This window comes from Streptomyces sp. NPDC104581 (genome assembly GCF_055583685.1).
Genome location: NZ_JBVJNN010000027.1, coordinates 44,118 through 65,605 on the forward strand (window position 1 = coordinate 44,118; position 21,488 = coordinate 65,605).

Annotated in this window: 17 protein-coding genes; 7 read left to right on the forward strand and 10 right to left on the reverse strand. The window is 72.0% G+C overall.

All coding sequences use genetic code 11. The features are described 5' to 3' along the window. Positions 1–133 precede the first annotated feature (133 nt). The 6 genes from ACZ61E_RS21910 to ACZ61E_RS21935 all read right to left on the reverse strand — a co-directional run bounded on the left by ACZ61E_RS21910 (position 134) and on the right by ACZ61E_RS21935 (position 10,969). Positions 134–1,705 (reverse strand): GMC family oxidoreductase, encoded by a 1,572-nt coding sequence (locus ACZ61E_RS21910; RefSeq protein WP_469701509.1) that lies wholly within the window; start codon positions 1,703–1,705, stop codon positions 134–136. A 57-nt stretch (positions 1,706–1,762) separates the two neighbouring features. Continuing rightward, positions 1,763–3,442: an APC family permease gene (locus tag ACZ61E_RS21915; RefSeq protein WP_469701549.1), complete on the reverse strand. Its 1,680-nt coding sequence runs from the start codon at positions 3,440–3,442 to the stop codon at positions 1,763–1,765. Next, complete coding sequence (locus tag ACZ61E_RS21920) at positions 3,430–4,899, reverse strand: aldehyde dehydrogenase family protein (RefSeq protein ID WP_469701510.1); 1,470 nt, start codon at positions 4,897–4,899, stop codon at positions 3,430–3,432. The genes ACZ61E_RS21915 and ACZ61E_RS21920 overlap by 13 nt, the downstream gene beginning before the upstream one ends. Positions 4,900–5,123: 224 nt before the next feature. Further along, the gene (locus tag ACZ61E_RS21925; RefSeq protein ID WP_469701511.1) at positions 5,124–6,392 is read right to left on the reverse strand and encodes a winged helix-turn-helix domain-containing protein; all 1,269 of its coding nucleotides are present in this window, start codon (positions 6,390–6,392) and stop codon (positions 5,124–5,126) included. 216 nt (positions 6,393–6,608) lie between these two features. Next, the gene (locus tag ACZ61E_RS21930) at positions 6,609–7,937 is read right to left on the reverse strand and encodes an SWIM zinc finger family protein (protein ID WP_469701512.1); all 1,329 of its coding nucleotides are present in this window, start codon (positions 7,935–7,937) and stop codon (positions 6,609–6,611) included. Next, on the reverse strand, positions 7,934–10,969 hold the full coding sequence (locus tag ACZ61E_RS21935; protein ID WP_469701513.1) for a DEAD/DEAH box helicase: 3,036 nt from the start codon (positions 10,967–10,969) through the stop codon (positions 7,934–7,936). Before ACZ61E_RS21935 ends, ACZ61E_RS21930 begins: the two co-directional genes overlap by 4 nt. A 378-nt stretch (positions 10,970–11,347) precedes the next feature. Between ACZ61E_RS21935 and ACZ61E_RS21940 the strand changes: the two genes are divergently transcribed. Continuing rightward, positions 11,348–12,427 carry a fatty acid desaturase family protein gene (locus ACZ61E_RS21940; protein WP_469701514.1) on the forward strand — a complete coding sequence of 360 codons (1,080 nt, stop codon included), beginning with the start codon at positions 11,348–11,350 and terminating at the stop codon, positions 12,425–12,427. 152 nt (positions 12,428–12,579) lie between these two features. After that, complete coding sequence (locus ACZ61E_RS21945) at positions 12,580–12,762, forward strand: hypothetical protein (protein WP_147877946.1); 183 nt, start codon at positions 12,580–12,582, stop codon at positions 12,760–12,762. 106 nt (positions 12,763–12,868) lie between these two features. Here the strand turns inward: ACZ61E_RS21945 and ACZ61E_RS21950 are convergent, their stop codons facing one another. From ACZ61E_RS21950 to ACZ61E_RS21960, 3 genes are all read right to left on the reverse strand, one after another. Next, positions 12,869–13,771: a hypothetical protein gene (locus ACZ61E_RS21950; RefSeq protein ID WP_469701515.1), complete on the reverse strand. Its 903-nt coding sequence runs from the start codon at positions 13,769–13,771 to the stop codon at positions 12,869–12,871. 113 nt (positions 13,772–13,884) lie between these two features. Further along, positions 13,885–14,190, reverse strand: coding sequence for a hypothetical protein (locus ACZ61E_RS21955; RefSeq protein WP_469701516.1), 306 nt, complete (start codon positions 14,188–14,190; stop codon positions 13,885–13,887). Between the two features lie 97 nt (positions 14,191–14,287). Then, complete coding sequence (locus ACZ61E_RS21960; protein ID WP_469701517.1) at positions 14,288–14,887, reverse strand: class I SAM-dependent methyltransferase; 600 nt, start codon at positions 14,885–14,887, stop codon at positions 14,288–14,290. Between the two features lie 102 nt (positions 14,888–14,989). On the opposite strand from ACZ61E_RS21960, the gene ACZ61E_RS21965 reads away from it, so the two are divergent. The 4 genes from ACZ61E_RS21965 (at position 14,990) to ACZ61E_RS21980 (ending at position 19,449) form a co-directional block, all read left to right on the forward strand. Continuing rightward, the gene (locus tag ACZ61E_RS21965; RefSeq protein ID WP_469701518.1) at positions 14,990–16,399 is read left to right on the forward strand and encodes an NADP-dependent succinic semialdehyde dehydrogenase; all 1,410 of its coding nucleotides are present in this window, start codon (positions 14,990–14,992) and stop codon (positions 16,397–16,399) included. 206 nt (positions 16,400–16,605) lie between these two features. Beyond that, positions 16,606–17,400 carry a SigB/SigF/SigG family RNA polymerase sigma factor gene (locus tag ACZ61E_RS21970; protein ID WP_469701519.1) on the forward strand — a complete coding sequence of 265 codons (795 nt, stop codon included), beginning with the start codon at positions 16,606–16,608 and terminating at the stop codon, positions 17,398–17,400. Positions 17,401–17,826: 426 nt separating this feature from the next. Then, positions 17,827–18,240 (forward strand): roadblock/LC7 domain-containing protein, encoded by a 414-nt coding sequence (locus tag ACZ61E_RS21975; protein ID WP_469701520.1) that lies wholly within the window; start codon positions 17,827–17,829, stop codon positions 18,238–18,240. Positions 18,241–18,336: 96 nt separating this feature from the next. Further along, positions 18,337–19,449 (forward strand): DUF6397 family protein, encoded by a 1,113-nt coding sequence (locus tag ACZ61E_RS21980; protein WP_469701521.1) that lies wholly within the window; start codon positions 18,337–18,339, stop codon positions 19,447–19,449. Between the two features lie 54 nt (positions 19,450–19,503). Here the strand turns inward: ACZ61E_RS21980 and ACZ61E_RS21985 are convergent, their stop codons facing one another. Next, a complete protein-coding gene (locus tag ACZ61E_RS21985) occupies positions 19,504–20,490 on the reverse strand; it encodes a fibronectin type III domain-containing protein (RefSeq protein WP_469701522.1) in 987 nt (328 codons plus the stop codon). Positions 20,491–20,687: 197 nt separating this feature from the next. Here ACZ61E_RS21985 and ACZ61E_RS21990 point away from each other — a divergent pair, with 197 nt between their 5' ends. Beyond that, positions 20,688–21,482 (forward strand): SDR family NAD(P)-dependent oxidoreductase, encoded by a 795-nt coding sequence (locus ACZ61E_RS21990; protein ID WP_469701523.1) that lies wholly within the window; start codon positions 20,688–20,690, stop codon positions 21,480–21,482. The last annotated feature ends 6 nt before the right edge of the window (positions 21,483–21,488 follow it).

Below are 21,488 nucleotides of genomic sequence, written 5' to 3' on the forward strand. Positions count from 1 at the left end.
GCCTTCGGACGGCGCTCTCCGCGAGGCTAGGAGCGCGGACGTTGCGACCAGGTTGCGTGCCTCCCGAGGCCGCGAAGCCCCGGCACCCGCCGCCCCGGCCGACCCGCGGACCGGCCCCCCGGCACACCGCCGCTCAGGTCGCCTTGATCATGTCCGCGCACTTCTCACCGATCATCATCGTCGTGATGCACGGATTGACCGCCGGCAGGAACGGCATCACCGACGCGTCGGCCACCCTGAGCCCCGTCACCCCCTTCACCCGCAACCGCGGGTCGAGCGGCGAATCGGCGTCGTCCGCCGGCCCCATCCGCACCGTGCCCGCCGGATGGTAGACGGTGTTGTGCGTCTTGCGGATGTAGTCCAGCAGCTCCTCGTCGGACTGAGCGTCCGGCCCCGGCGCCAGTTCGCGGCCCCGCCACGCCGCCATCGGCTCCTGTGCGGCGATCTCGCGGGCGAGACGCAGCCCGTGGGTCATCACCCGGATGTCGTGCTCGTGGGTGAAGTAGCGCGGATCGACCTTCGGCTTGTCCCGGAAGTCGCGCGAACGCAGCCGGACCGTGCCGTGCGACCGCGCGCGGGTGACGTTCGGCGTCAGACAGAAGGCGTTGTCGGTGGTCGGGTAGCCGCGCCGGTACGTGTTCATGTCGAAGGGCACCGAGCCGTAGTGGAACATCAGGTCGGGGCGGTCGAGGCCCGGCTCGGTGTCGGCGAAGACACCGATCTCCCACCACTGCGTGGAACTGGTGACCATGGGCTGCTTCGCCTCCCACATGATCACGCCCTCCGGGTGGTCCTGGAGACGGGAACCGACGCCGGGGGAGTCGACCCGTACGTCGACCCCGCTCGCCCTGAGATGGTCCGCGGGGCCGATGCCCGACAGCATGAGCAGCTTCGGCGAGTCGATCGACCCGCAGCTCACCACGACCTCGCGGCGCGCGGAGACGGCGCCGCTGTGCACGGTGTCCGGCTCCAGGTACTCCACTCCCGTACAACGGCGCCGATCGGCGGTGTCGTCGAACAGCAGCCGTTTGGCCTGGCGCCCCGTCCGCACCTCGAGGTTGGGCCGCTTGCCGAGGACCGGGTGCAGATACGACACCGAGGCGGACGAACGGGTGCCGTCGGGGAAGGAGTTGATCTGGAACCAGTGCGCTCCCCGCAGCACGGTGCGTCCGGTGTTGAACGGGGTGGTGGGGATCCCCGCAGCCGCGCACGCCTCCAGCAGGGCGCTGCCGCAGGGGTCGTTCGCCGGGACGGTCATGATGTTCACCGGGCCGGAGCGTCCGTGGTGGTCGCCGGGCGCGTCGTTGGTCTCCAGCCGCCGGTAGAGCGGGAAGCAGTCGGCCGCGCTCCAGCCGTCGCAGCCGAGCGCGCCCCACTCGTCGAGATCCTCGGCGGGCGCCCAGAAGGCGATGCACGAGTTGTGCGAGGAGCAGCCGCCGAGGACCTTGGCGCGGGCGTGCCGCATGAAGTCGTTGCCGTTCTCCTGCGGTTCGACGGGGTAGTCCCAGTCGTAACCCGACTCCAGCAGCGCCATCCACCGGTCGAGCCTGAGTACGTTGTCGTCGCCCACGTCGGAGGGGCCGGCCTCCAGTACGCAGACGGTGACGCCGGGGTCCTCGGTGAGGCGCGCGGCCACGACCGCGCCGGCGGTACCACCGCCGACGACCACGTAGTCGAACTCGGCCACGGGGAGTGCTGCGGACATCGCTTCTCCTGGTGCGGGGGTGTCGGGACACGGGGTGCGGGACGGGAGCGGCGGCGGCTACTCGGCGGGAGTGGTGGGCGGCGGCTTGGCGGATGACGCGGGGTCGGCCACCTCGACCCGGTGTTCCGCGAGCACCCCCGTCCTGTGCCGCTGCACGAACCAGTAGTAGGCGAAGCCGCCGGCGGCGACGATGCCGACGAACAGGAACGCGCCCCAGCGCAGATACCAGTGCTGCGGACCGGTCGCGTTGTACACCGCGGCGCGTGGCCAGGCGAGGTTGAGTGACATCGCGGCGCCCCAGAGCACGGCCAGGATGTTGACGGGCAGCCCGAACCGGCCCAGGGTGAAACCGCCCTCCGCCGGCTGCCACTGCCCACGCAGCCGCTTGACCAGCATCGGCGTGGTGACGAGCAGATACGCCACATAGATCATGATGATCGCGATGCTCGTGATCACCGAGAAGATCTGTGGCTGGTTGATGTTGATGACCAGGATGACCACACCCACGACACCGATCAGCATCGCGGGCACGACCGGCGTGTGGAAACGCGGGCTGACCCGGGCGAGCACGGACCCCGCCGGCAGGTTGTTGTCGCGTGCCATGGCGAACATCAGGCGGATGCCCGCCGCCTGAACCGCCAGCACACAGACGGTGATCGCGATGACCACGCACCACAGGAAGACCTCGCCGACGGTCGAGCCGAGCGTGTCGAGTACGACGAACTGCAAGCCGTCCGTCGCCAGCCGCTTGTCCGCCAGGTTCGGCACCGCCAGCAGCGCGAACAGCAGGATCAGCCCCCCGATCAGGAACGACGCGACGAGCGCGCGCAGGATCGCGCGGGGCGCGTTGCGGCTCGGGTTGTGCGACTCCTCGCCCAGCGACGAGGCGGTGTCGAAGCCGTACATGACATACGCCGAGGCCAGTGACGCGGTGAGGAACGCGCCGAAGTACCCGAGCGCCTCGCCCGTACCGTGCCCCTGGGTGTCGGTCAGTACTGTGTTCGGGCCCCGGGTGATGTGCACGGCCAGGAAGACGATCAGCGCGACGGCGGCGATCAGTTCGATGAACACCCCGGCCGAGTTGATCCGCGCCATGAGTTTGACGCCGAAGGCGTTGACGGCGGTGGAGAAGAGGATCAGGACGGAGCCGAGGAGCACGGCGTTGCCCGCGGCGTCGTACTTCCCGCTGCCGTCCCCGATGAACTGGAACCGGCTGTCGATCTGCGGCAGCGTGATCTGGTACGCCAGCGCCACGGCCGACAGCGTCACCATGGTCGCCGTCATCATCATCCAGCCGCCGAGCCAGCCGATGTGCGGACCGCCCATGTTCTTGGCCCAGTTGTACACGGAACCGGCGACCGGATAGCGGGCGGCCAGCTCGCAGAAGCACAGGGCCACCATCAGCTGGCCGGCGAAGACCATCGGCCAGGACCACCAGTACGCGGGACCGCCGAAGCTGACGCCGAAGTAGAAGAGCTGGAAGGTGCCGGTCAGGATCGAGATGTAGCTGATGCCGGCGGCGAAGGTGTGGAAGTTGCCGAGGGTCCGTTTGAGTTCGGGCCGGTACCCGAGTGCGCCGAGCGCCGCGTCGTCGTCCTGGAGCTGGGTCCTCGCGGAGGCTTCCGGGTCACCGGGGCCCGCCGGGCCCGGGGCGTTCGCGCCGCCGCCGCCGGAACCGCCCGCGCCGTTCCCGTCCGCCCGGCCCTCCGGTGCGCCCGGCGTACTCACTCGAACCACCCCTGAGGAGCCGGGGTGAGATTGCGCCACACGTGTTTGGCCTCCTGGTACTCACCCAGCCCGGCCGGTCCGAGCTCCCGCCCGAAACCGGACTGCTTCATCCCGCCCCATTCGGCCTGGGGGACGTACGGATGGAAGTCGTTGATCCATACGGTGCCCGCCCGCAACCGCGCCGCCACGCGCTGCGCGCGCCCGGTGTCCTGCGACCAGACCGCCCCGGTCAGGCCGTAGACCGTGTCGTTGGCGAGCGCGACCGCCTCGGTCTCGTCCCTGAAGCGTTCGACGGTGAGCACGGGGCCGAACGACTCGTCGCGCACCACCGACATCCCCGGCGCGCAGTCGTCCAGCACGGTCGGCGGATAGTAGAACCCGTCGCGCAGCTCCGGGTCGGTGGGGCGGGTGCCGCCGCAGCGCAGTACGGCGCCTTCGGCGAGCCCCGCCGCCACGTACGCCTCGACCTTCTCGCGGTGCGCGGCCGAGATCAGCGGCCCGGTGCGGGCGTGCTCGTCGAACGGCCCGCCCATCGGGATCGCCCTGGCGCGGCGCACCAGCTCGTCCACGAACGTGTCGTGCAGCTCGTCCTGGACCAGCAGCCGCGCGCCGGCCGAGCAGACCTGCCCGGAGTGCAGGAACACCGCCGTCAGCGCGTAGTCGACCGCGCTGTCGAAGTCGGCGTCCGCGAAGACGATGTTCGGATTCTTGCCGCCCAGCTCCAGCGCGACCTTCTTCACCGTCGGAGCCGCGGCCGCCATGATGCGCCGCCCCGTGACGAGACCGCCGGTGAAGGACACCATGTCGACACGCGGGTCCTCGGTGAGCGGCGCGCCCGCCGTCGGACCGGTGCCGAGGACCAGATTGGCCACGCCGTCCGGCAGGCCGGCCTCGGTCAGCAGCCGCATCAGCATGATCGCGGTGTGCGGGGTGAGTTCACTCGGCTTCAGTACGAAGGTGTTGCCCGCGCCCAGTGCCGGGGCCACCTTCCAGGAGGTCTGGAGGAGCGGATAGTTCCACGGGGTGATCAGCGCGCAGACACCGACCGGTTCGTGCACGACGCGGCTGTCGACGCGGGGGTCGCCGGTGTCGACGACACGGTCGGCGCCACCGGCGGCCGTCAGGTTGCCGAAGTAGCGGAAGCAGTTCGCGATGTCGTCCATGTCGTACTCGCTCTCGACGAGCCGCTTCCCCGTGTCCAGGGACTCTGCCCGTGCGAACGCGGCCTTGTCGCGCTCCAGCAGCTCGGCCACGCGCAGCAGCAGCCCGCCGCGCTCGGCGGTCGGTGTGCCGGGCCAGGGACCGCTGTCGAACGCGTCCCGGGCCGCCTCGATCGCGGCGGCCGCGTCCTCGGGACCCGCCTCGTCCACGGTCGCGACGAGCGTGCCGTCCGCCGGGCAGCGGATCTCGCGGACCTGGCCGCCCACGGCGGTGGTCCACTTGCCACCGATGAACAGCTCCGGCATGGCGGACTCCTCGGGTTCGGATGAGCGGGCACCGTGCGAGCCGAACGTGGTGCTCCATCAACAGAGAGTAAGGAGCGGCGGTCGGGTCCGCCTTTCGGGAGCGCCCGTAGGGCTCAGCGGGGCCCCGGCCGATGACCACGCGGCTGTCCTGACAGTGCGGCCGATGACCGCGGGCGGCGTTCCGACGGTGGAGGGCGCGCACGTTCCCGTGCGCGAGCCCGTCGTCAGCCGCCGGACGGGCCGGTCGCCTGCCACGCGTCGATCTCACGCACGCGTGCGAGGGCGGACGGGCGCTGCCGCGCCGGGAGCGCTTCGGCGAGGGCGCGCCACACCGCGAGATCGTCCTCACCCCAGGGGCTGTACGCCCAGTCGGCCAGCAGCCCCGGGTCCCCGCGCGCGATCAGGGCCGCCCTGAGCTGACCGTCGAGTCTGCGCCGCAGCCGTACGACGGCGGGGGACAGTGAGGCGGGCAGCAGGGGTCCGGCGTACGCGCCCATGGCACCGGTGACCGCTCCGGACGCCAGCCTCCTGGTGACGGTGCCGAAGTCCGTGTCGACGGGAGCCGTCAGCCGGTACGGGCGTGAACGCAGCAGGTCGGGACCGAGCAGTCCGCGCAGCCGGAACAGCTCCGCGCGCAGGGTGACGGGCGTGACGGACTCGTCCTCGTACAGCTCCATCAGCAGTTCGTCGCCGCAGACGCCCTCGGGGCGGTTGGAGAGGACCGTCAGGATCTCGCTGTGGCGGCGGCTGAGCCGGGTCCTGCGGCCGTCCACGGTGAGCAGCGCCTCGTCCCGTCCCAGGACCGACAGCTGTACGGTCCCGGGGGCCGGCGGTGGCGCCAGCAGGGCGAGCTGCGACTCGGCGGCCCTGGCGACGGCGCCCACGAACGCCAGGCTGTGCGGATGGGCCAGCCGGTCGCCGCCGGTGATGTCCACGGCGCCCAGCAGCCGTCCGGTGCGCGGGTCGTGGATCGGAGCCGCGGCGCAGGTCCAGGGGTGCACGGGCCGCAGGAAGTGTTCGGCGGCGAAGACCTGGACGGGCCGGTCGACGGCGATGGCGGTGCCCGGGGCGTTCGTTCCCGCCGCGGCCTCGGACCAGCGGGCGCCCGGTACGAAGTTCATCCCGCCGGCCTGTGCGCGTGTCGCGGTATGGCCCTCGACCCACAGCAGCCGTCCGTGCGCGTCGCACACCGCGATCAGATGTTCGCCGTCCGACGCGTAGGCGCCCATCAGCTCACGGAACAGGGGCATCACACGGGTCAGCGGGTGCGCTTCCCGGTGGGCGCCGAGGTCGTCGTCGGACAGCTCGACACTGGCCGTCCCTTCGGGACGGACCCGCGCGCGGGCGGAACGCTGCCAGGAATCGGCCACCACAGGGCGTACGGGACGCTCGACCCGGCCGGCGGTCGCGAACGACTCGTACGCGCGACGCAGCGCTCCGCGCCGCTCCGCCGGATCCGCTCCTTCTTCCAGGGCCACCCATGTGTCGGTCAACTCGGCCTCCCGAGGCCACGACTGCCCGGCCTCCACCATCGTCGCCCCGCGTGCGCCACCGGGCAAGGCTCTCGCGTCCCCGGCCCGCCCGGCGCCCCGTGCGGCCCGCCGCGTGCCGGGCGCGGGGGCCGGGGTCAGCTCCGGTTCCGGACGGGCGGGTGGGGGGGGGGGGGGGGGGGGGGGGGGGCCGGCCCCCCCCCCCCCCCCCCCCGGCGCTCAGGCCCCCGCTCTCGCCAGCGCGCTCGCCAGCGCCGACGCCGGATCGGCGGCCGGCGGTCCCGAAGCGGCCCAGCGGGCCCCGGCCCTGCGGTACGGCCACCAGCGGCCGTCGCGCCCGTAGCGGAGCTGTGCGTCCGCCCCTACGACCGTCCAGCGGGCGCCCGAACCCGCGCGCAGCCGCGGGCGCTCACCGTCCTCCCAGGCCCTCGCCAGATCGGCCTTCGCGCGGGCCAGGGCCTCGGGCTCCGGTTGCCACTCCTCTTCCAGTACGGAGAGCGCCGCGGCGCCCCCGTGGCGCCAGGCGCCGACCGCCAGGTCCAGTTCGGCGCGCTGCCGCCCCGTCCCCCCGGCGAGCCGCACCGCGATCAGCGGATCGTGGGTGGAGGCCGCCAGCCGCACGGCGTCCTCGCGGGGTGTCAGTTCGTCGTCGAGCGGCTGCCGTTCGTGCCCGGCGGACAACGCGTCGGTCAGCAGCCGCAGCGCGCGTCCCGCCGCGTCCGCCGCCAGGAACTCCAGGGCGTCCGCGTCGATCCCGGGCGGCGGCTCCGCCTCCGTATGGAGGGACGGCGGCGGACCGGGCTCCTCGGGTACCGGCGGGGGAGGGGGCAGCGGCGGGAGGATGCTGCGGGCCGCGAACGCCTCGTCCGCGCGTATGCCCGCCGGTTCCTCCGCCGCGCCCCCACCCGCGACCGTGCCCTCTGCCGGACCCCGGGTCCGGGCGGCACGCGCCGAGCGCGCCTGCAACTCGTCGAGCAGCTGCCGCTCTCCCCGGCCGCGCATCAGCAGGAGGACGAACGGATCCTCGTCCAGCAGTCGCGCCACCTGATAGCAGAGCGCCGCCGTGTGCGGACACAGGTCCCAGGCGTCACAGGCGCACTCCGGCTCCAGATCACCGACGCCGGGCAGCAGTTCGACCCCGGCGCCCGCCGCGTCCTCCACAAGATGCGGCGGCATGTCCCGGTCCAGCAGCGCCGCGATGTGCCCCGCGCTCTCGACCGCCATGTCCAGGAACCGGTCCCACTCCTCCGTACTGAGCTGCTGCAACAGCACGTCGCCGCGCTGCGCCGTGCCGTCCGTGTCCCGTACGACGGCCGTGATCCTCCCCGGCCGTACGGACACCGCGCCGACCGCGCCGTCACGCGCGTGCTTGCGTCCCTTCTTGAGCTGCTGCGAGTCGAGCGCCGTGTCCTCAAGGGCCTTCAGCCAGGCCTGACCCCACCAGGTCCGCGCGAAGGCGCGGCCCCGCGCGGGCGGCAGGGCGACGAAGGTGCGCTCGGCCCCTTCCGTACCGTGTCCGCCGCCGTGTCCGCCGCCGGCTCCCGTCATCGCGCACTCCCTCGCAGCTCGACCAGATCGGCCAGCTCGTCGTCGGTCAGTTCCGTCAGGGCCGCCTCGCCGCCGGCGCCGAGCACGGAGTCCGCCAGTTGCTGCTTGCGGGCCAGCATGTCCGCGATCCGGTCCTCGATCGTGCCCTCGGCGATCATCCGGTGCACCTGCACCGGCCGGCTCTGGCCGATGCGGTACGCGCGGTCCGTCGCCTGGGCCTCGACGGCCGGGTTCCACCAGCGGTCGAAGTGCACGACGTGTTCGGCGCGGGTCAGATTCAGACCGGTGCCCGCCGCCTTCAACGACAGCAGGAAGACGGGCACCTCGCCCTCCTGGAACCGCCGCACCATGTCCTCGCGCTGCCGTACCGGCGTGCCCCCGTGCAGGAACTGCGTCGGGACACCACGCGCCGCCAGATGCCGTTCGAGCAGCCGCGCCATCTGTACGTACTGGGTGAAGACGAGCACGCTCGCCCCCTCGGCGAGGATGGTGCCGAGCAGCTCGTCGAGCAGTTCCACCTTCCCCGAACGTCCCGCGACCCGCGCCGGATCGTCCTCCTTGAGGAACTGCGCGGGATGGTTGCAGATCTGCTTGAGCGACGTCAGCAGCTTCATCACGAGGCCGCGCCGTTCCATGCCGCCGGCCTCCGAGATGGCGGCGAGGGTCTCGCGTACGACCGCCTCGTAGAGCCCGGCCTGCTCCGTGGTGAGCGACACCGCGCGGTCGGTCTCCGTCTTGGGAGGCAGCTCGGGGGCGATGCCGGGATCGGACTTGCGCCGCCGCAGCAGGAACGGCCGTACGAGCGCGGACAGCCGCTCCGCCGCCGCCGGGTCACCGCCTTCGACGGCCTGCGCGTAGCGCGCGCGGAAGGCGGGGAGCTTCCCGAGGAGGCCCGGTGTCGTCCAGTCGAGGATGGCCCAGAGCTCGGAGAGGTTGTTCTCCACCGGGGTGCCGGACAGGGCGACGCGCGCCCTGGCACCGATGGTGCGCAGCTGGGCGGCGGTCGACGAGTACGGATTCTTCACGTGCTGCGCCTCGTCGGCGACGACCATGCCCCACTCGGCGGCGGCCAGCTTGGACGCGTCCAGCCGCATGGTGCCGTAGGTCGTGAGGACGAACTCGCCGTCCGCGAGGGCGTCCAGGCCGCGCGACGCGCCGTGGAAGCGGCGGACGGGCGTGCCGGGTGCGAACCGCTCGATCTCGCGCTGCCAGTTGCCCATCAGCGACGTCGGGCAGACGACCAGGGTGGGTCCCGCGGCTGATTCCTCGCTCCGGCGGTGCAGATGGAGCGCGATGACGGTGATGGTCTTGCCGAGCCCCATGTCGTCGGCGAGACAGCCGCCGAGACCGAGCGAGGTCATCCGGTGCAGCCAGTTGAGTCCCCGCAGCTGGTAGTCGCGCAGGGTGGCCGTGAGCGCCGCCGGCTGGCCGATCCCCTGGTCCGTGCCCTCCGGGTCGGCCAGGCGCTCGCGCAGCGCCTCCAGCCATCCCGACGCCTCCACCTCGACCCGGCGGCCGTCCACCTCGGTGGACCCGGTGAGAACGGCGCCGAGCGCGTCGACGGGCGTCAGCTTGCGGTCCCGGCCCTCCCGGGCACGTCTGGCCTCCTCCGGATCGATGAGGACCCACTGGTCGCGCAGCCGTACGACGGGGCGGGTCGCCTCGGCGAGCCGGTCCAGCTCGGCGCGGGTGAGTTCCCGGTCGCCCAGCGCGAAGCGCCAGTTGAAGGCGAGCAGCGCGTCGGCGGAGAGGAAGGACGGCAGGTTCGAACCGCTGCCGTCCGGCCGCCCGGTCCCGTGCGTGTCGTCCTCGTCGCCCTGGAGGGAACCCGGCGTGTCGTGCGGTGTGCCCTGCCGGTTCCCGTACGGGCCGGAGCCCGGCCCGTCGTCGGGCGGGCCGATGACGGCGCGCGCCGTCAGCTTGCGCGCCAGCGACTTCGGCCAGTGCACCTGGACACCGGTGGCCGCCAGTGCCCGGGAGGCCTCCCCGAGCAGTTCGGTGACCTCCTCGTCGGCCAGGTCGATCGCGTCGGGCACGGTGGCCGACAGGAGGGGAGCCAGGGGCGGCCAGGCGCGCGCGGCGCGTCTCAGGGCCAGCAGGGCGCCCATCCGGGCCCGGGGGCCGAACGCCTCGCCCGTGGCGCCCGTGCCGTCCGTACCGGCCCACACCTCGGCGGCGTCGGCGACGACCGTCGGGTCACTGACGCTGTGCATCTGTACGACGGCGCGGAACGCGGCGGCGGATCCGAGGGTGTCGCCGTCGGGGGAGCCGCCCTCTTCGGGAGGGTCGTCCGGCGCGGTGGCCAGGCCGGGCAGTTCGATCCGCAGCGACAGTCGTACGCCCGCGTCGTGCCCGGCCGCCACGTCGGCGGCCCAGCCCCGCAGTTCGGGCAGCCTGCGCGGCTCCGGAGCGGCGAAGGCGGGCGATCCCGAGGCGATGCGCGCGGCGGGCGTGCGCACGAGACCGTCGGCGACCGCGTCGAGGAACTGCCGCGCCAACCGTTCGGGATCGGCGAGCAGGAGCGGACCGGTCGCCCCGGGGTCGAGCGGTACGGCGTGGGCGGTGGGCGGCATCGAGGCGGCGAGCGCGCGGACGCGCTCCAGGTCGTCGGCGGCGACGGGCCCGGCCCGCCAGGCGTCGTGGCCGGCCGTCGAGAGTCCCGGCAACAGCTTGCCGCGCGCGGCGAGTTGCAGGGCGAGGAGCGCCGCCGCGCCCCAGAAGGCCGCCGCGGGCGAGGCGTCCGCCGACGCCCTCGCGCGGGTCAGTACGGGCACGGCGTCCCGTACGGGCAACAGCAGGGCCGCAACCGTACGGAGCCGCACGTCGTCGCCGACGACGGTCAGTTGTCCGACCGAGGCCCCGGTGACCACCGACGCCGTCGGCTCGGTCGGGTCCACGAGGTCCGCGAGGTCCGTCGGGTCGGCCGAGTCCGGGGTGTCCGCCGGGACCGGCCACTCGGGGGGCGCGGTGCCGTCGGGATGCCAGAAGGCGATCCGGCCGGCACGGGCCGGGTCGGAGGGGAGGAAGAGCACGTGGCAGCGCGCGAGTCCGGTGATCTGGGAGGGCGTAGCCGCAGGGGGCCTGTGTACGGCGATGACACATTCCTCAAGTTTGACTAGTGAAGGTGGAGCGGCCGAGGGTACCTCGCTCCCGCCGCCGATGGGTGGCGTCCGGCGGTGACAAGAATCATGAGCCGTCACGGGGGTGTAGGAAGCCCCACCCCCTCGGTCGGGAAGAACCCCCGTCACCTCGGGGTGTTGGCCGCATGGCCCCCGCGGGGCGGCTCCGCGTAGTTTTCAACCGGGCGTCGTGATCAAGCTTCGACGGCGCCACCCGAACGGCCTCGCAGACCTCCCTTTTCACACCTCAACGATCGATATCGATCGTCGGCCCAAAGACCGGAGACCGACATGCCCCAGGCCCCCGCAGCAGTCGCGGAGACCACCACCCCGGGCCCCGCCGCCGCCCGCACAGGCGGCAGCGACTTCGCGCCCCTTCTACGGACGGTCAGGGAACAGGGCCTGCTCGAACGGCGAACCGCCTGGTACGCCCGCGGTATCGCCGTCAACCTGCTCGGGCTCGCCGCGGTCGTGACCGGCATGGTGCTGCTCGGAGCCTCCTGGTGGGCGCTCCTCCTGGCCCCGCCGCTGGCGCTCCTGTCGGCCCGGATGTCGTTCGTCGCGCACGACGCGGGGCACGCCCAGATATGCGCCACCCGGGGACGGAACCGGCTCGTCCAGCTCCTGCACGCCAACCTTCTGCTCGGAATGAGCCAGGACTGGTGGAACGACAAGCACAACCGGCACCACGCCAACCCCAACCATCTGGAGAAGGACCCCGACGTCGGTGCCGACATCCTCGTCTTCGCGCAGCACCAGACCGAGGGCCGCAGGGGACTGCGCCGCTGGCTCACCCGTCACCAGGCCGCGATGTTCTTCCCGCTGACGACGCTGGAGGGCATCGCCCTCAAGGTCTACGGATTCCGCAGCGTCTTCTCCCGAGGCGTCAGCCGCCAGAGCCCGCGTGAGCGCCTCCTTGAGGGCTCGCTGCTCCTCACGCACGTCGTCGCCTATCTCGCGCTGCTCTTCACCACTCTCGGCGTCGGCCAGGCCGTCGTCTTCCTGCTGATCCACCAGATGATCTACGGCCTCCACCTCGGCATGGCCTTCGCCCCGAACCACAAGGGCATGAAGATCCCCACCGAGGAGGAGTTCGCGAGCTGGGGACATCTGCGCCGACAGGTCCTCACCTCCCGCAACATCCGCGGCGGGCTCCTCACCGACTGGTTCCTCGGCGGTCTGAACTACCAGATCGAGCACCACCTCTTCCCGAGCATGCCGCGACCCCACCTCAGGCTCGCCCAGCCGCTGGTCCGCGCGCACTGCCGCGCGCTGGACGTCCCCTACGTGGAGACGGGCCTGGTCGACTCGTACCGGCAGGCGCTCGGACATCTGCACGAGGTCGGGGCACCGCTGCGCGCCGCGGCCTGAACCGGCTGATCCGCGCGATCCGCCTGATCCGCACGACGGAGCACCGCTCCATCGGGGCGCCACGCACGTGGGCGCTGCATAGTGGAACTGGCGGACGCCCGTGAGCGTTCAATGAGCAGGGAGCGGCCTCGGCCGCGAAGGAGGCGTCGAAAATGTCGACTAGGGCAAAGATCGCTGTCGGGGGAGTGGCCGTCGGTCTTCTCCTGATTCCATTCATCGGATTCTGGATGTCGCTGCTGGTGGTGCTCGGCGTGCCCGCGGTGGCCTATCTGATGCTCGACCCGTCGCAGCGTCGTCGGCTCAAGCGCGTCACGCGCAAGGAGATCGGTCGCTGACCCCACGCTGACCTGCGAAAACAGCCCCCGTACGGCACGGTGGACCAGGACAAGGTCCCGACTGCGTACGGGGGCTTCGCCGAGCGCCGAGCGCCGACCGGGCCCGTCAGGACGGGCGGATCGCGATCCTGTCGAGTGCTTCGAGGAGCTTGGGCAGCTCGGGCCCCCGGCCCACCGGCAGTACTTCGTTCGGCTCGTCGTCCAGAAGGATGTAGGCCATGTCGTCGGTCCTCGCGACGAGGGACCAGCCCGGCCCGTCGGCCCGCAGCATCCGCGCGCCGGCGGGCGCGAAACCGGAGCGGACCCGGCCCGGCGGCGGCGGTGACTCCAGGTAGCCGTGCAGTTCTTTCAGTACGCGTCGTATCCCGTCGTGGCCGATCCCCGGGCCGCCGCCGTCCGCGCCGTCCGTGGCGCTCCCGTCGTCGGCGGCAGCCGCGTCCGCGTCCTCGGCCGCTTCCGCGCCGGTGCCCGCGTCCGTGCCCGCCCCGGCCCGCTCCGGCTCGTCCTCGTGGTCGAACTGATCACGCCACGCCTCCCACTGAAGCGCGATCTCGTCCGCGCCGAGGCGGCGCTGCGCGGGCCCCCAGCCCGTCGTGTCGGGCGGGGCGAGCGAGGGTCTCGCCCCGTCGTCCTCCTCGCCCGGCTCCGGCTCGGGGTCGTGCGGCGCGGGCACCCCGGGCGCCGCCACCGCCAGGGCCAGCGGCCAGCCCGGAATCGCCGCGACCACCGTACGTTCGTCCGGAGACAGGTCGTACTCCATACCGCAGTCCCAGGCGGCGATGGCGACCGCGACCAGCGACACGTCGTCGACGGCCACCGTCCAGCGCGCGCCGGTGCCGTCCTGGCCGAGCACCAGCCCGTACCCGTGGTCGCACGGCTCCAGTCCCAGGGCCGCGCACGCCTCGGGAAAATCGTCCCCGAGCACGCTGGGGAACCGCGCCGGTGTCAGCAGTACGGCCGACAGCACGAACAGCGCGTCCTCATCGGCGGATTCGTCCGTACCTGACACGGCACCTCCCGATCCGATCGGTCGTGTCCGATCGGTTGTCGGCGCACCTTAGCCAGTCGGCCGCCCGGCCGTCGAGGGGCTCGCGGCCCTCCGTGCCGCTCCGGGCACCGCCGTCAGGCGGCGGGCAGTCCGAGCAGGCGGCGCGCCACCGTCTGGGGCGACTCGTCGCGTTCCCGCGCCAGCGCTATCACCGCCCGGCAGGCCAGCTCACTGACCCCGAACGACAGCGCCTCGGGCGACACCCAGCCGGACGCCTCGTCCATCCGGTCCTGGTCGTCGTCGGCGGTCGCCGCCACATAGGTGGCCGCGGCCTCGAACAGGTTGTGCTGCCGCTTCCGGCTCTGGGACGACGCGGCCGGCTCGGCGACCGGCTGAGCGATCCGGTTCGATACGAAGAGTCCGCGCAGCTTGTCGAACATCGTCCGTCCACCTTCCGCACATCCTTGGCCCCCGCCTCCTACACAGGTTCGATACCCGCCGGCGTGACGGCGCACTCGGTACGGCCGTCCCGGTGAGTCAGCCCTCGCGCACCGAGAGCGCGAGGAAACGCTCGTCCTCGTCCACGTACGACAGCAGCCGCCAGCCCGCACCCGCCAGCAGCGGACGGAGCACACCCTCGGCACGGAGATCGTCCGGTGTGATCCGGCGGCCCTGCCGGGCGGCCAGCGCGGCCCGGCCGACGGGATGGAAGAGCGCCAGCCGCCCACCCGGTCGTACCACCCTGGCCAGCTCCCGCAGATCCGCGGCCGGCTCCGGCAGATGGCCGATCAGTCCCGCCGCGAAGACCGCGTCCACCGAGTGCGGGCGCAGCGGCAGGCGTGCGACGTCGCAGAGCAGCAGGGCACCGACCGCGTCCCGACCGCTCCGTACCGCGGCCGCGAGCATCTCGCGGGTGAGGTCGGCCCCCAGCACCGTCCCCCGTGGCCCGATGGCGGCCCGCAGGGCGGTCAGCGCCCTGCCCGTGCCACAGCCCGCGTCCAGGACGCTGTCGCCGGGACGCAGCCCCATCGCGGCCACCGCGGCGGCGTAGGCCGGGCCGTCGTCGGGGAAGCGCGCGTCCCAGTCCGCCGCCCGGACCCCGAAGAATTCCTGTACGTGTGTGTGGTCGTGGGTCATGGGCACATGATCCCCCGCGGTTGATCCCCGCGTACCGCCCGCGTTGCGGGCCCGTGCGTACCGCGCGACTGTCGAAGCACCGAATCGGAGGAGGACTGTCCCATGCCCATCGCCACGGTCGATCCAGCCACCGGCGAGACCCTGAAGACGTTCGACGCCCTCGGGTCCGACGAGATCGAGCGGCGGCTGGCCGTGGCCGCTGCCGCGTTCGAGCAGCACCGCACCACCGGCTTCGACCACCGGGCCGCGCTGCTGAACCGGGCCGCCGACCTCCTCGAAGAGGACGGTGACGACATCGCCCGCACCATGACCACCGAGATGGGCAAGCCGATCGGCGCGGCCCGCGCGGAGGCGGCGAAGTGCGTCAAGGCGATGCGCTGGTACGCGCGCCACGCCCCCGGTCTGCTCGCGGACGAGCACCCGCGGGACGCCGACGTGGCGGACTCGGGCGCCCGGCGCGCGTATGTCCGCTACCGCCCGCTGGGCGTCGTGCTGGCGGTCATGCCGTGGAACTTCCCGCTCTGGCAGGTCGTACGATTCGCCGCCCCCGCCCTCATGGCGGGCAATGTGGGCCTCCTCAAACACGCGTCGAACGTCCCGCAGACCGCCCTGTATCTGGGCGACCTCTTCAAGAGGGCGGGTTTTCCCGAGGGCTGCTTCCAGACACTGCTGGTGGGGTCCGACGCCATCGAGGGCATCCTGCGCGACCGCCGGGTGGCCGCGGCGACCCTGACGGGCAGTGAGCCGGCCGGTCGTTCCGTGGCCGCGATCGCCGGTGACGAGGTGAAGCCGACCGTTCTCGAACTCGGCGGCAGCGACCCGTACATCGTGCTGCCCTCGGCCGATGTCGACCGCGCCGCGCGGACCGCGGTGACCGCCCGGGTGCAGAACAACGGCCAGTCCTGCATCGCGGCCAAGCGCTTCATCGTGCACGCCGACGTCTACGACGCCTTCGGCGAACGATTCGTCGCAGGGATGCGGAAGCTGACCGTCGGCGATCCGATGCACGAGTCGACCGACGTCGGCCCGCTCGCGAGCGAACAGGGCCGCGCCGACCTGGAGGAACTGGTCGACGACGCGGTCAACCGCGGTGCCACCGCCCGCTGCGGCGGGCGCCGCCCCGACGGACCGCACAGCGGCTGGTACTACGAACCCACCGTCCTCACGGATGTCTCCCCCGACATGCGCATCCACCACGAAGAGGCGTTCGGCCCCGTCGCCACCCTGTACCGGGTGACCGATCTCGACGAGGCGGTGCGCGTCGCCAACGACACTCCGTTCGGCCTGAGTTCCAACGTATGGACCCGCGACGAGGCGGACATGCGGCGCTGCGTGCGCGATCTCCAGGCGGGCGGTGTCTTCTTCAACGGCATGACCGCGTCCCATCCGGCGCTGCCCTTCGGCGGCGTCAAGCGGTCCGGGTACGGACGGGAGTTGTCGGACCACGGGATCCGCGAGTTCTGCAACATCACGACCGTCTGGCACGGCGCCGAACCGGACCACAGCGGCTGAGAGACGCGCCCGCGCTCCTCGGAGCCGGGAACCCGCGGGCCCCTGAACCTCCTTGTTTGCCGGGGGTGTTCAGGGGCACACGCTGGGCGTGCTTCGGACAGCAGGAGGCACGTCCGCGGAGCGGCGTACCGCTCCGGGCGTCGCCCGGTGGCCGCTGTGTGCTCCTCCGGTGACGACGCCGCGTCGAGCGAGGAGCTGAAGGCATCATGACCCCTCGGGTGATGGCCTACCGGGTGAGGCACGAGGACGTCCCCGACACCTCCGCGGCCTTCGAACGGGCGGCCGGACTGCCGGACGGCCCCGAGAGGGACCGGACCCGTGGGGAGATCGTCTGCGCCTGGCTCCCGATGGCCGACAGGCTGGCCGGCAGGTTCCGGCACCGGGGCGAGGCCCTGGAGGATCTGCGGCAGGTCGCCGCGATCGGACTGGTGAAGGCCGTGGAGCGGTACGACCCGCACCGCGGCACCGCGTTCGAGAGCTTCGCCGTACCCACGATCACGGGAGAGCTCAAGCGGCACTTCCGCGACCGCCTGTGGTCCGTGCATGTGCCACGGCGTGTCCAGGAACTGCGGGCCCGTGTGCGGGACGCCCGCGACGAACTGGCCCAGCGGCACGGCGTTCTCGCGCCGACGGTCGACGAGATCGCCTTCCAGGCGGGAATGACCCACGGCGAGGTGGTCCTGGGCGTCGAGGCCATGGACTGTTTCCACGTGCTGTCGCTCGACGCGAGCCTGTCCTCCCCGGACGAGGGCCCCACACTCGGCGACTCGCTGGGCGCCTGGGACGAGGCGCTGGACGCCGTGGTCGACCGGGAGGCCGTCAAGCCGCGGCTGCGCCGGCTGCCCGACCGGGAGAAGAGGATCCTCTATCTGAGGTTCTTCCTCGGGATGACGCAGAGCAGCATCGCCGAGCACCTCGGCATCTCGCAGATGCATGTCTCGCGGCTGATCAACGACTCCTGCGCGCGCATCCGCAGGGACGTGATGCGCGACGCCGCGTAGGCCCATTCCCGGTCACCCTACGGGGCCGCCGGTGGCGCGAATTGGTGGCGGAAAGTTCGAGTTGACGGCAGACATGAGCAGACGTCCGGAAAGTGGCCGTAATCCTGTGTTCGTTTCAGTCGGCCGTGACAGGTCACAGGATCGAGGGATTGCGTTGCGGTGGTGAATCGGCGGAAGTGGTGGCCCGGTGCCTGAGTCTGCGCAAGGGGAGCGGTCTGTCGACGGCTGCGGTGCGATGCATTGCGAAGGCATACGACCTGGCCCGATATTGATCGTTTCAGTGCCGGGAACGGTCGGTTCCATGTGACTTTCCCGGGTCGCTGGATCGCTTGCCCGTGAGCAGGTCGGTGCGCGAGGCTTGCGAACGACGGGGGAGATACGGGGCACAGGGCGCGGTACCTGTCTGAACGGGGAGAGTGGTCACCAATGGCGCTGGAAGACGGACTTGACTGGCTTCTGGAAGATCTGACCAATCGGGTCGAGCCCATACGGCACGCGCTGGTCCTGTCCAACGACGGGCTGGTGACGGGTGCGAGTTCCGGTCTGGCGCGCGAGGACGCCGAGCATCTGGCGGCTGTCTCGTCAGGTCTGCACAGTCTGGCCCGGGGCTCCGGCCGGCACTTCAACGCGGGCAAGGCGCGTCAGACCATGATCGAGTTCGATGACGCGCTGCTGTTCGTCACCGCGGCCGGGGACGGCAGCTGCCTCTGCGTGCTGAGCGAGGCGGAAGCCGATGTGGGGCAGATCGCCTACGAGATGACGCTGATGGTCAACCGGGTCGGCGAGCATCTCGGCATCGCGGTACGGCAGTCGGGCCGCACGTCGGTCACCGACGTCTGAGGGGTTCCGGGAGTTTTCCACAGGGCCGGCGAGGAAACGGGAGCTGGACTACGGTCGTCACCGAGAGTAGTAATCGACTCACGGGGGAGTATGCAGATGTCTGTTGTGGAAGTCCCGGAGACACTCGCGGCCGGTCGAGCGGCTCAGGAACTGCGTCTGAAGCGGGGCGAGTTCGAGCTGGCGACGCAGATGGGGCATGTCCGTACCGTGGGCGGGGCCCTGAGCGGCCGGCGCCGGGTCCCGCGCGGCGAGGTCGAGCGGCTGCGGAGGGCGGCGGGTTTCCCTGGCGCGCTGCGCGAGCGGGTGCGGACGGTGGGCACGGCCGAGGGGGCCGAGCTGATGGACATCAGCCCCGGCCGCTTCACCCGGCTCGCGCGTGCGGGCTATCTGGTGCCGGTGCGCTTCTATCTGAATCGGTACCGCGCGGTTGTCTGGCTCTATCTCGCCGAGGAGCTACGCGCGTTCGCGAGCGGTGAACCGGGTTTGCTGACGGGCCGTTTGCCGCGATCCGGGACGTGTACGGGGCCACGGGAGCGGACCGGCCGTGTCCGCCGCGGCTCGGGGCCGGACCGGGGCGTGCTGCCCGACGCCGGGGCGGCGGACGCGGCCGGGGCGATGGCGCCGGGGGAGGAGGACTGCCGTCCGCGCAACTGGCGCGGTCGCCGTATCGGTCTTCTGCTGCACGAGAGCGACGACCGCTGGGAGCGGGCGGCGATCGTCGGGTCCGTGCTCGACCCGGTCCAACTGGCCGAGCTGGTCCCGGATCCGTACGAGCGCGCGTGTCTGAACCGACTGCGGCCGGACCTCGCACCGGGTCGTCCCGCGTCGGAGGGCGGGCGCGAGGTCATGGGGCGGCTGCTGACCGCCGACGACCCGGACGAGATCAGCTGGCACCGCTCCAGCCTGACCGCGCTGCTGGCGGATGCCCGACGGGACCGGCAGGCCCCACGTCCGAGCGGTACGGCTCCCACTCCGGCGCGTGCACAGGACGCGCCGTCCCGGGCGCGGCCGGCGCGCGCGGACATGCCCGTACCGGCCACGGATACGGCGCCGGCCGCCGAGCCGGCACGGGCCGCCGGTTCGGCCGGGACGTCCCAACCGGTCCCGTGCGGTGGCGGACGGGGACGTCCGTTGCTGTCGAGGCTGAGGGCCAGGAGGGTGCGGGGCCGGGAGGCCGCGTTGCCTCTCGGCGGCAGCGCCGACCGTTGAACCCGCCCTGCCCGGCCGGTCACACCTGCGGTACCGGCGTGACCGGCCGGCCGGTCAGGACTTGGCTTCGCCGGTGACCATGGTGATTTCGGGGGAGAAGCTGCCCCACTCACCGTCCGGCAGTTTGGCGCGGATCTTCACCTTGTAGCCGACACCGGGCTTCTTGCCCGCGAAGACGCTCTCGGTGGTCCTGCCCACCGGCGCCTTGTTGCCCCAGACCAGCGTGGTGGTCAGCTTCCCGTTGAGGTGGATCTCGTACGAGGGCACCTCGCCGTCGACCTTCGGGGGCAGCCAGGACAGATCGAGGTAGTAGGCACCGTCCTCGGCGCTCTTGTGCCGTTCGACCTTGAAGCCGAGGGGCGCCGTGTCGGGATCGTCGCCGGGCCCCTTGGGGGTGCTGATCTCCACGGGCGCGCTGGCCGGTGAGGTGTTGTCGGCGGCGTCCCGCGCCTGGAGCGTGAACGAGTAATCGGTGCCGGGGCGCAGCCCCGTGACCTTGGCCGAGGTCGCGTCGCCGCCCACACTGTGGATCTTCGAGCCGCCCTGGAGGATGTCGTACGAGGTGATGCCCTGGCCCTTGCCCGGTGCGCCCCAGGTCAGTTCGGCGCCGTGGGAGCCGTCGTGCTTGCCGCGCAGTTTCGCGGGCTTCGCGGGGGCTTCCTTGTCCTCGGCGACCACTGCGGGCGTGGTGACCGGCTTCTTCTCGCTGTGCGGCGAGAGGTTCCCGGCCGCGTCCTTGGCCCGCACCGAGAACGAGTAGGCGGTGGACGGCTTCAGATCGGTGATGTCGATCATCAGCTTCTCGGGGGGAACATCCTTGACCTTGGTGTCCCCTCGGTAGACCTCGTAGCCGCTGACCGCGACATTGTCCTTGGCCGCTTCCCACATGACGTGGGCGGACAGCGCGCTGCCGGCCTCGACGGTCAGTCCGGTCGGCGCGGATGGGGGCTGTGAGTCCTTGTCGTCACCGCCGCCGCCACAGGCGACGAGAGTGAGAGCGGTAGCGGCAACGAGCGCGACCTGGGTGGGGGTCCGTCGCACGATCGTCTCCTCCGTCCAAGGCGAGGGGCAATGGTCTAGACATATATGACACAGTGTCGGGTTCACTTCAAGAGCTGGTGCCGGTCGGAATGCGAAATCGACGGAAGCCGACACTCCGCCCCGGTCCGCGGACCGGGCCGTCCACGGACCCCCACGCACAATGAACTTGATCCACCGACAGCTGGAAGGAACCGAACGTGCAGATCGACCTCACAGGCAGGACCGCCCTCGTCACGGGCTCCACGCAGGGCATCGGGGCGGCCATCGCGACCGGGCTGGCCCGAGCGGGGGCCCGCGTCGCGGTCAACGGGCGCTCCGAGGAGTCCGTGGCCGCCGCCCTGGATAGCCGGCGCGCCGAGTCCCCCGGCGCGGAGTTCCTGGCCGCGCCCGGGGACGTCTCCACCGAGAGCGGCGCGGCGCGAGTTCTCGAAGCCGTGCCACGGGTGGACATCCTCGTCAACAACCTCGGAGTCTTCGGCCCCCGGCCCGCGCTGGAGATCGGCGACGACGAGTGGCGGCGCTACTTCGAGGTGAACGTCCTCGCCGCGGTCCGGCTCACGCGCGCCTGTCTCGGCGCCATGACGGAGCGCGGCTGGGGCCGGATCCAGTACATCGCCAGCGACTCCGCGATCGTCGTCCCCGCCGAGATGATCCACTACGGGGTCTCCAAGACCGCGCTGCTGGGGGTGTCGCGCGGCTTCGCCAAGGCGGCGGCGGGCAGCGGCGTCACCGTGAACTCCGTGCTCGCGGGCCCCACGCACACCGGGGGAGTCGAGGACTTCGTCTACGAACTCGTCGACAAGTCCCTTCCCTGGGAGGAGGCCCAGCGCGAGTTCATGCGTGAGCACCGGCCGCAGTCGCTCCTCCAGCGGCTCATCGAACCCGAGGAGATCGCCAACATGGTCGTCTACCTCAGCTCGCCTCTCGCGTCCGCGACCACCGGGGCCGCGGTGCGTGTCGACGGCGGTTACATCGACTCGATCGTTCCGTGATTCTCC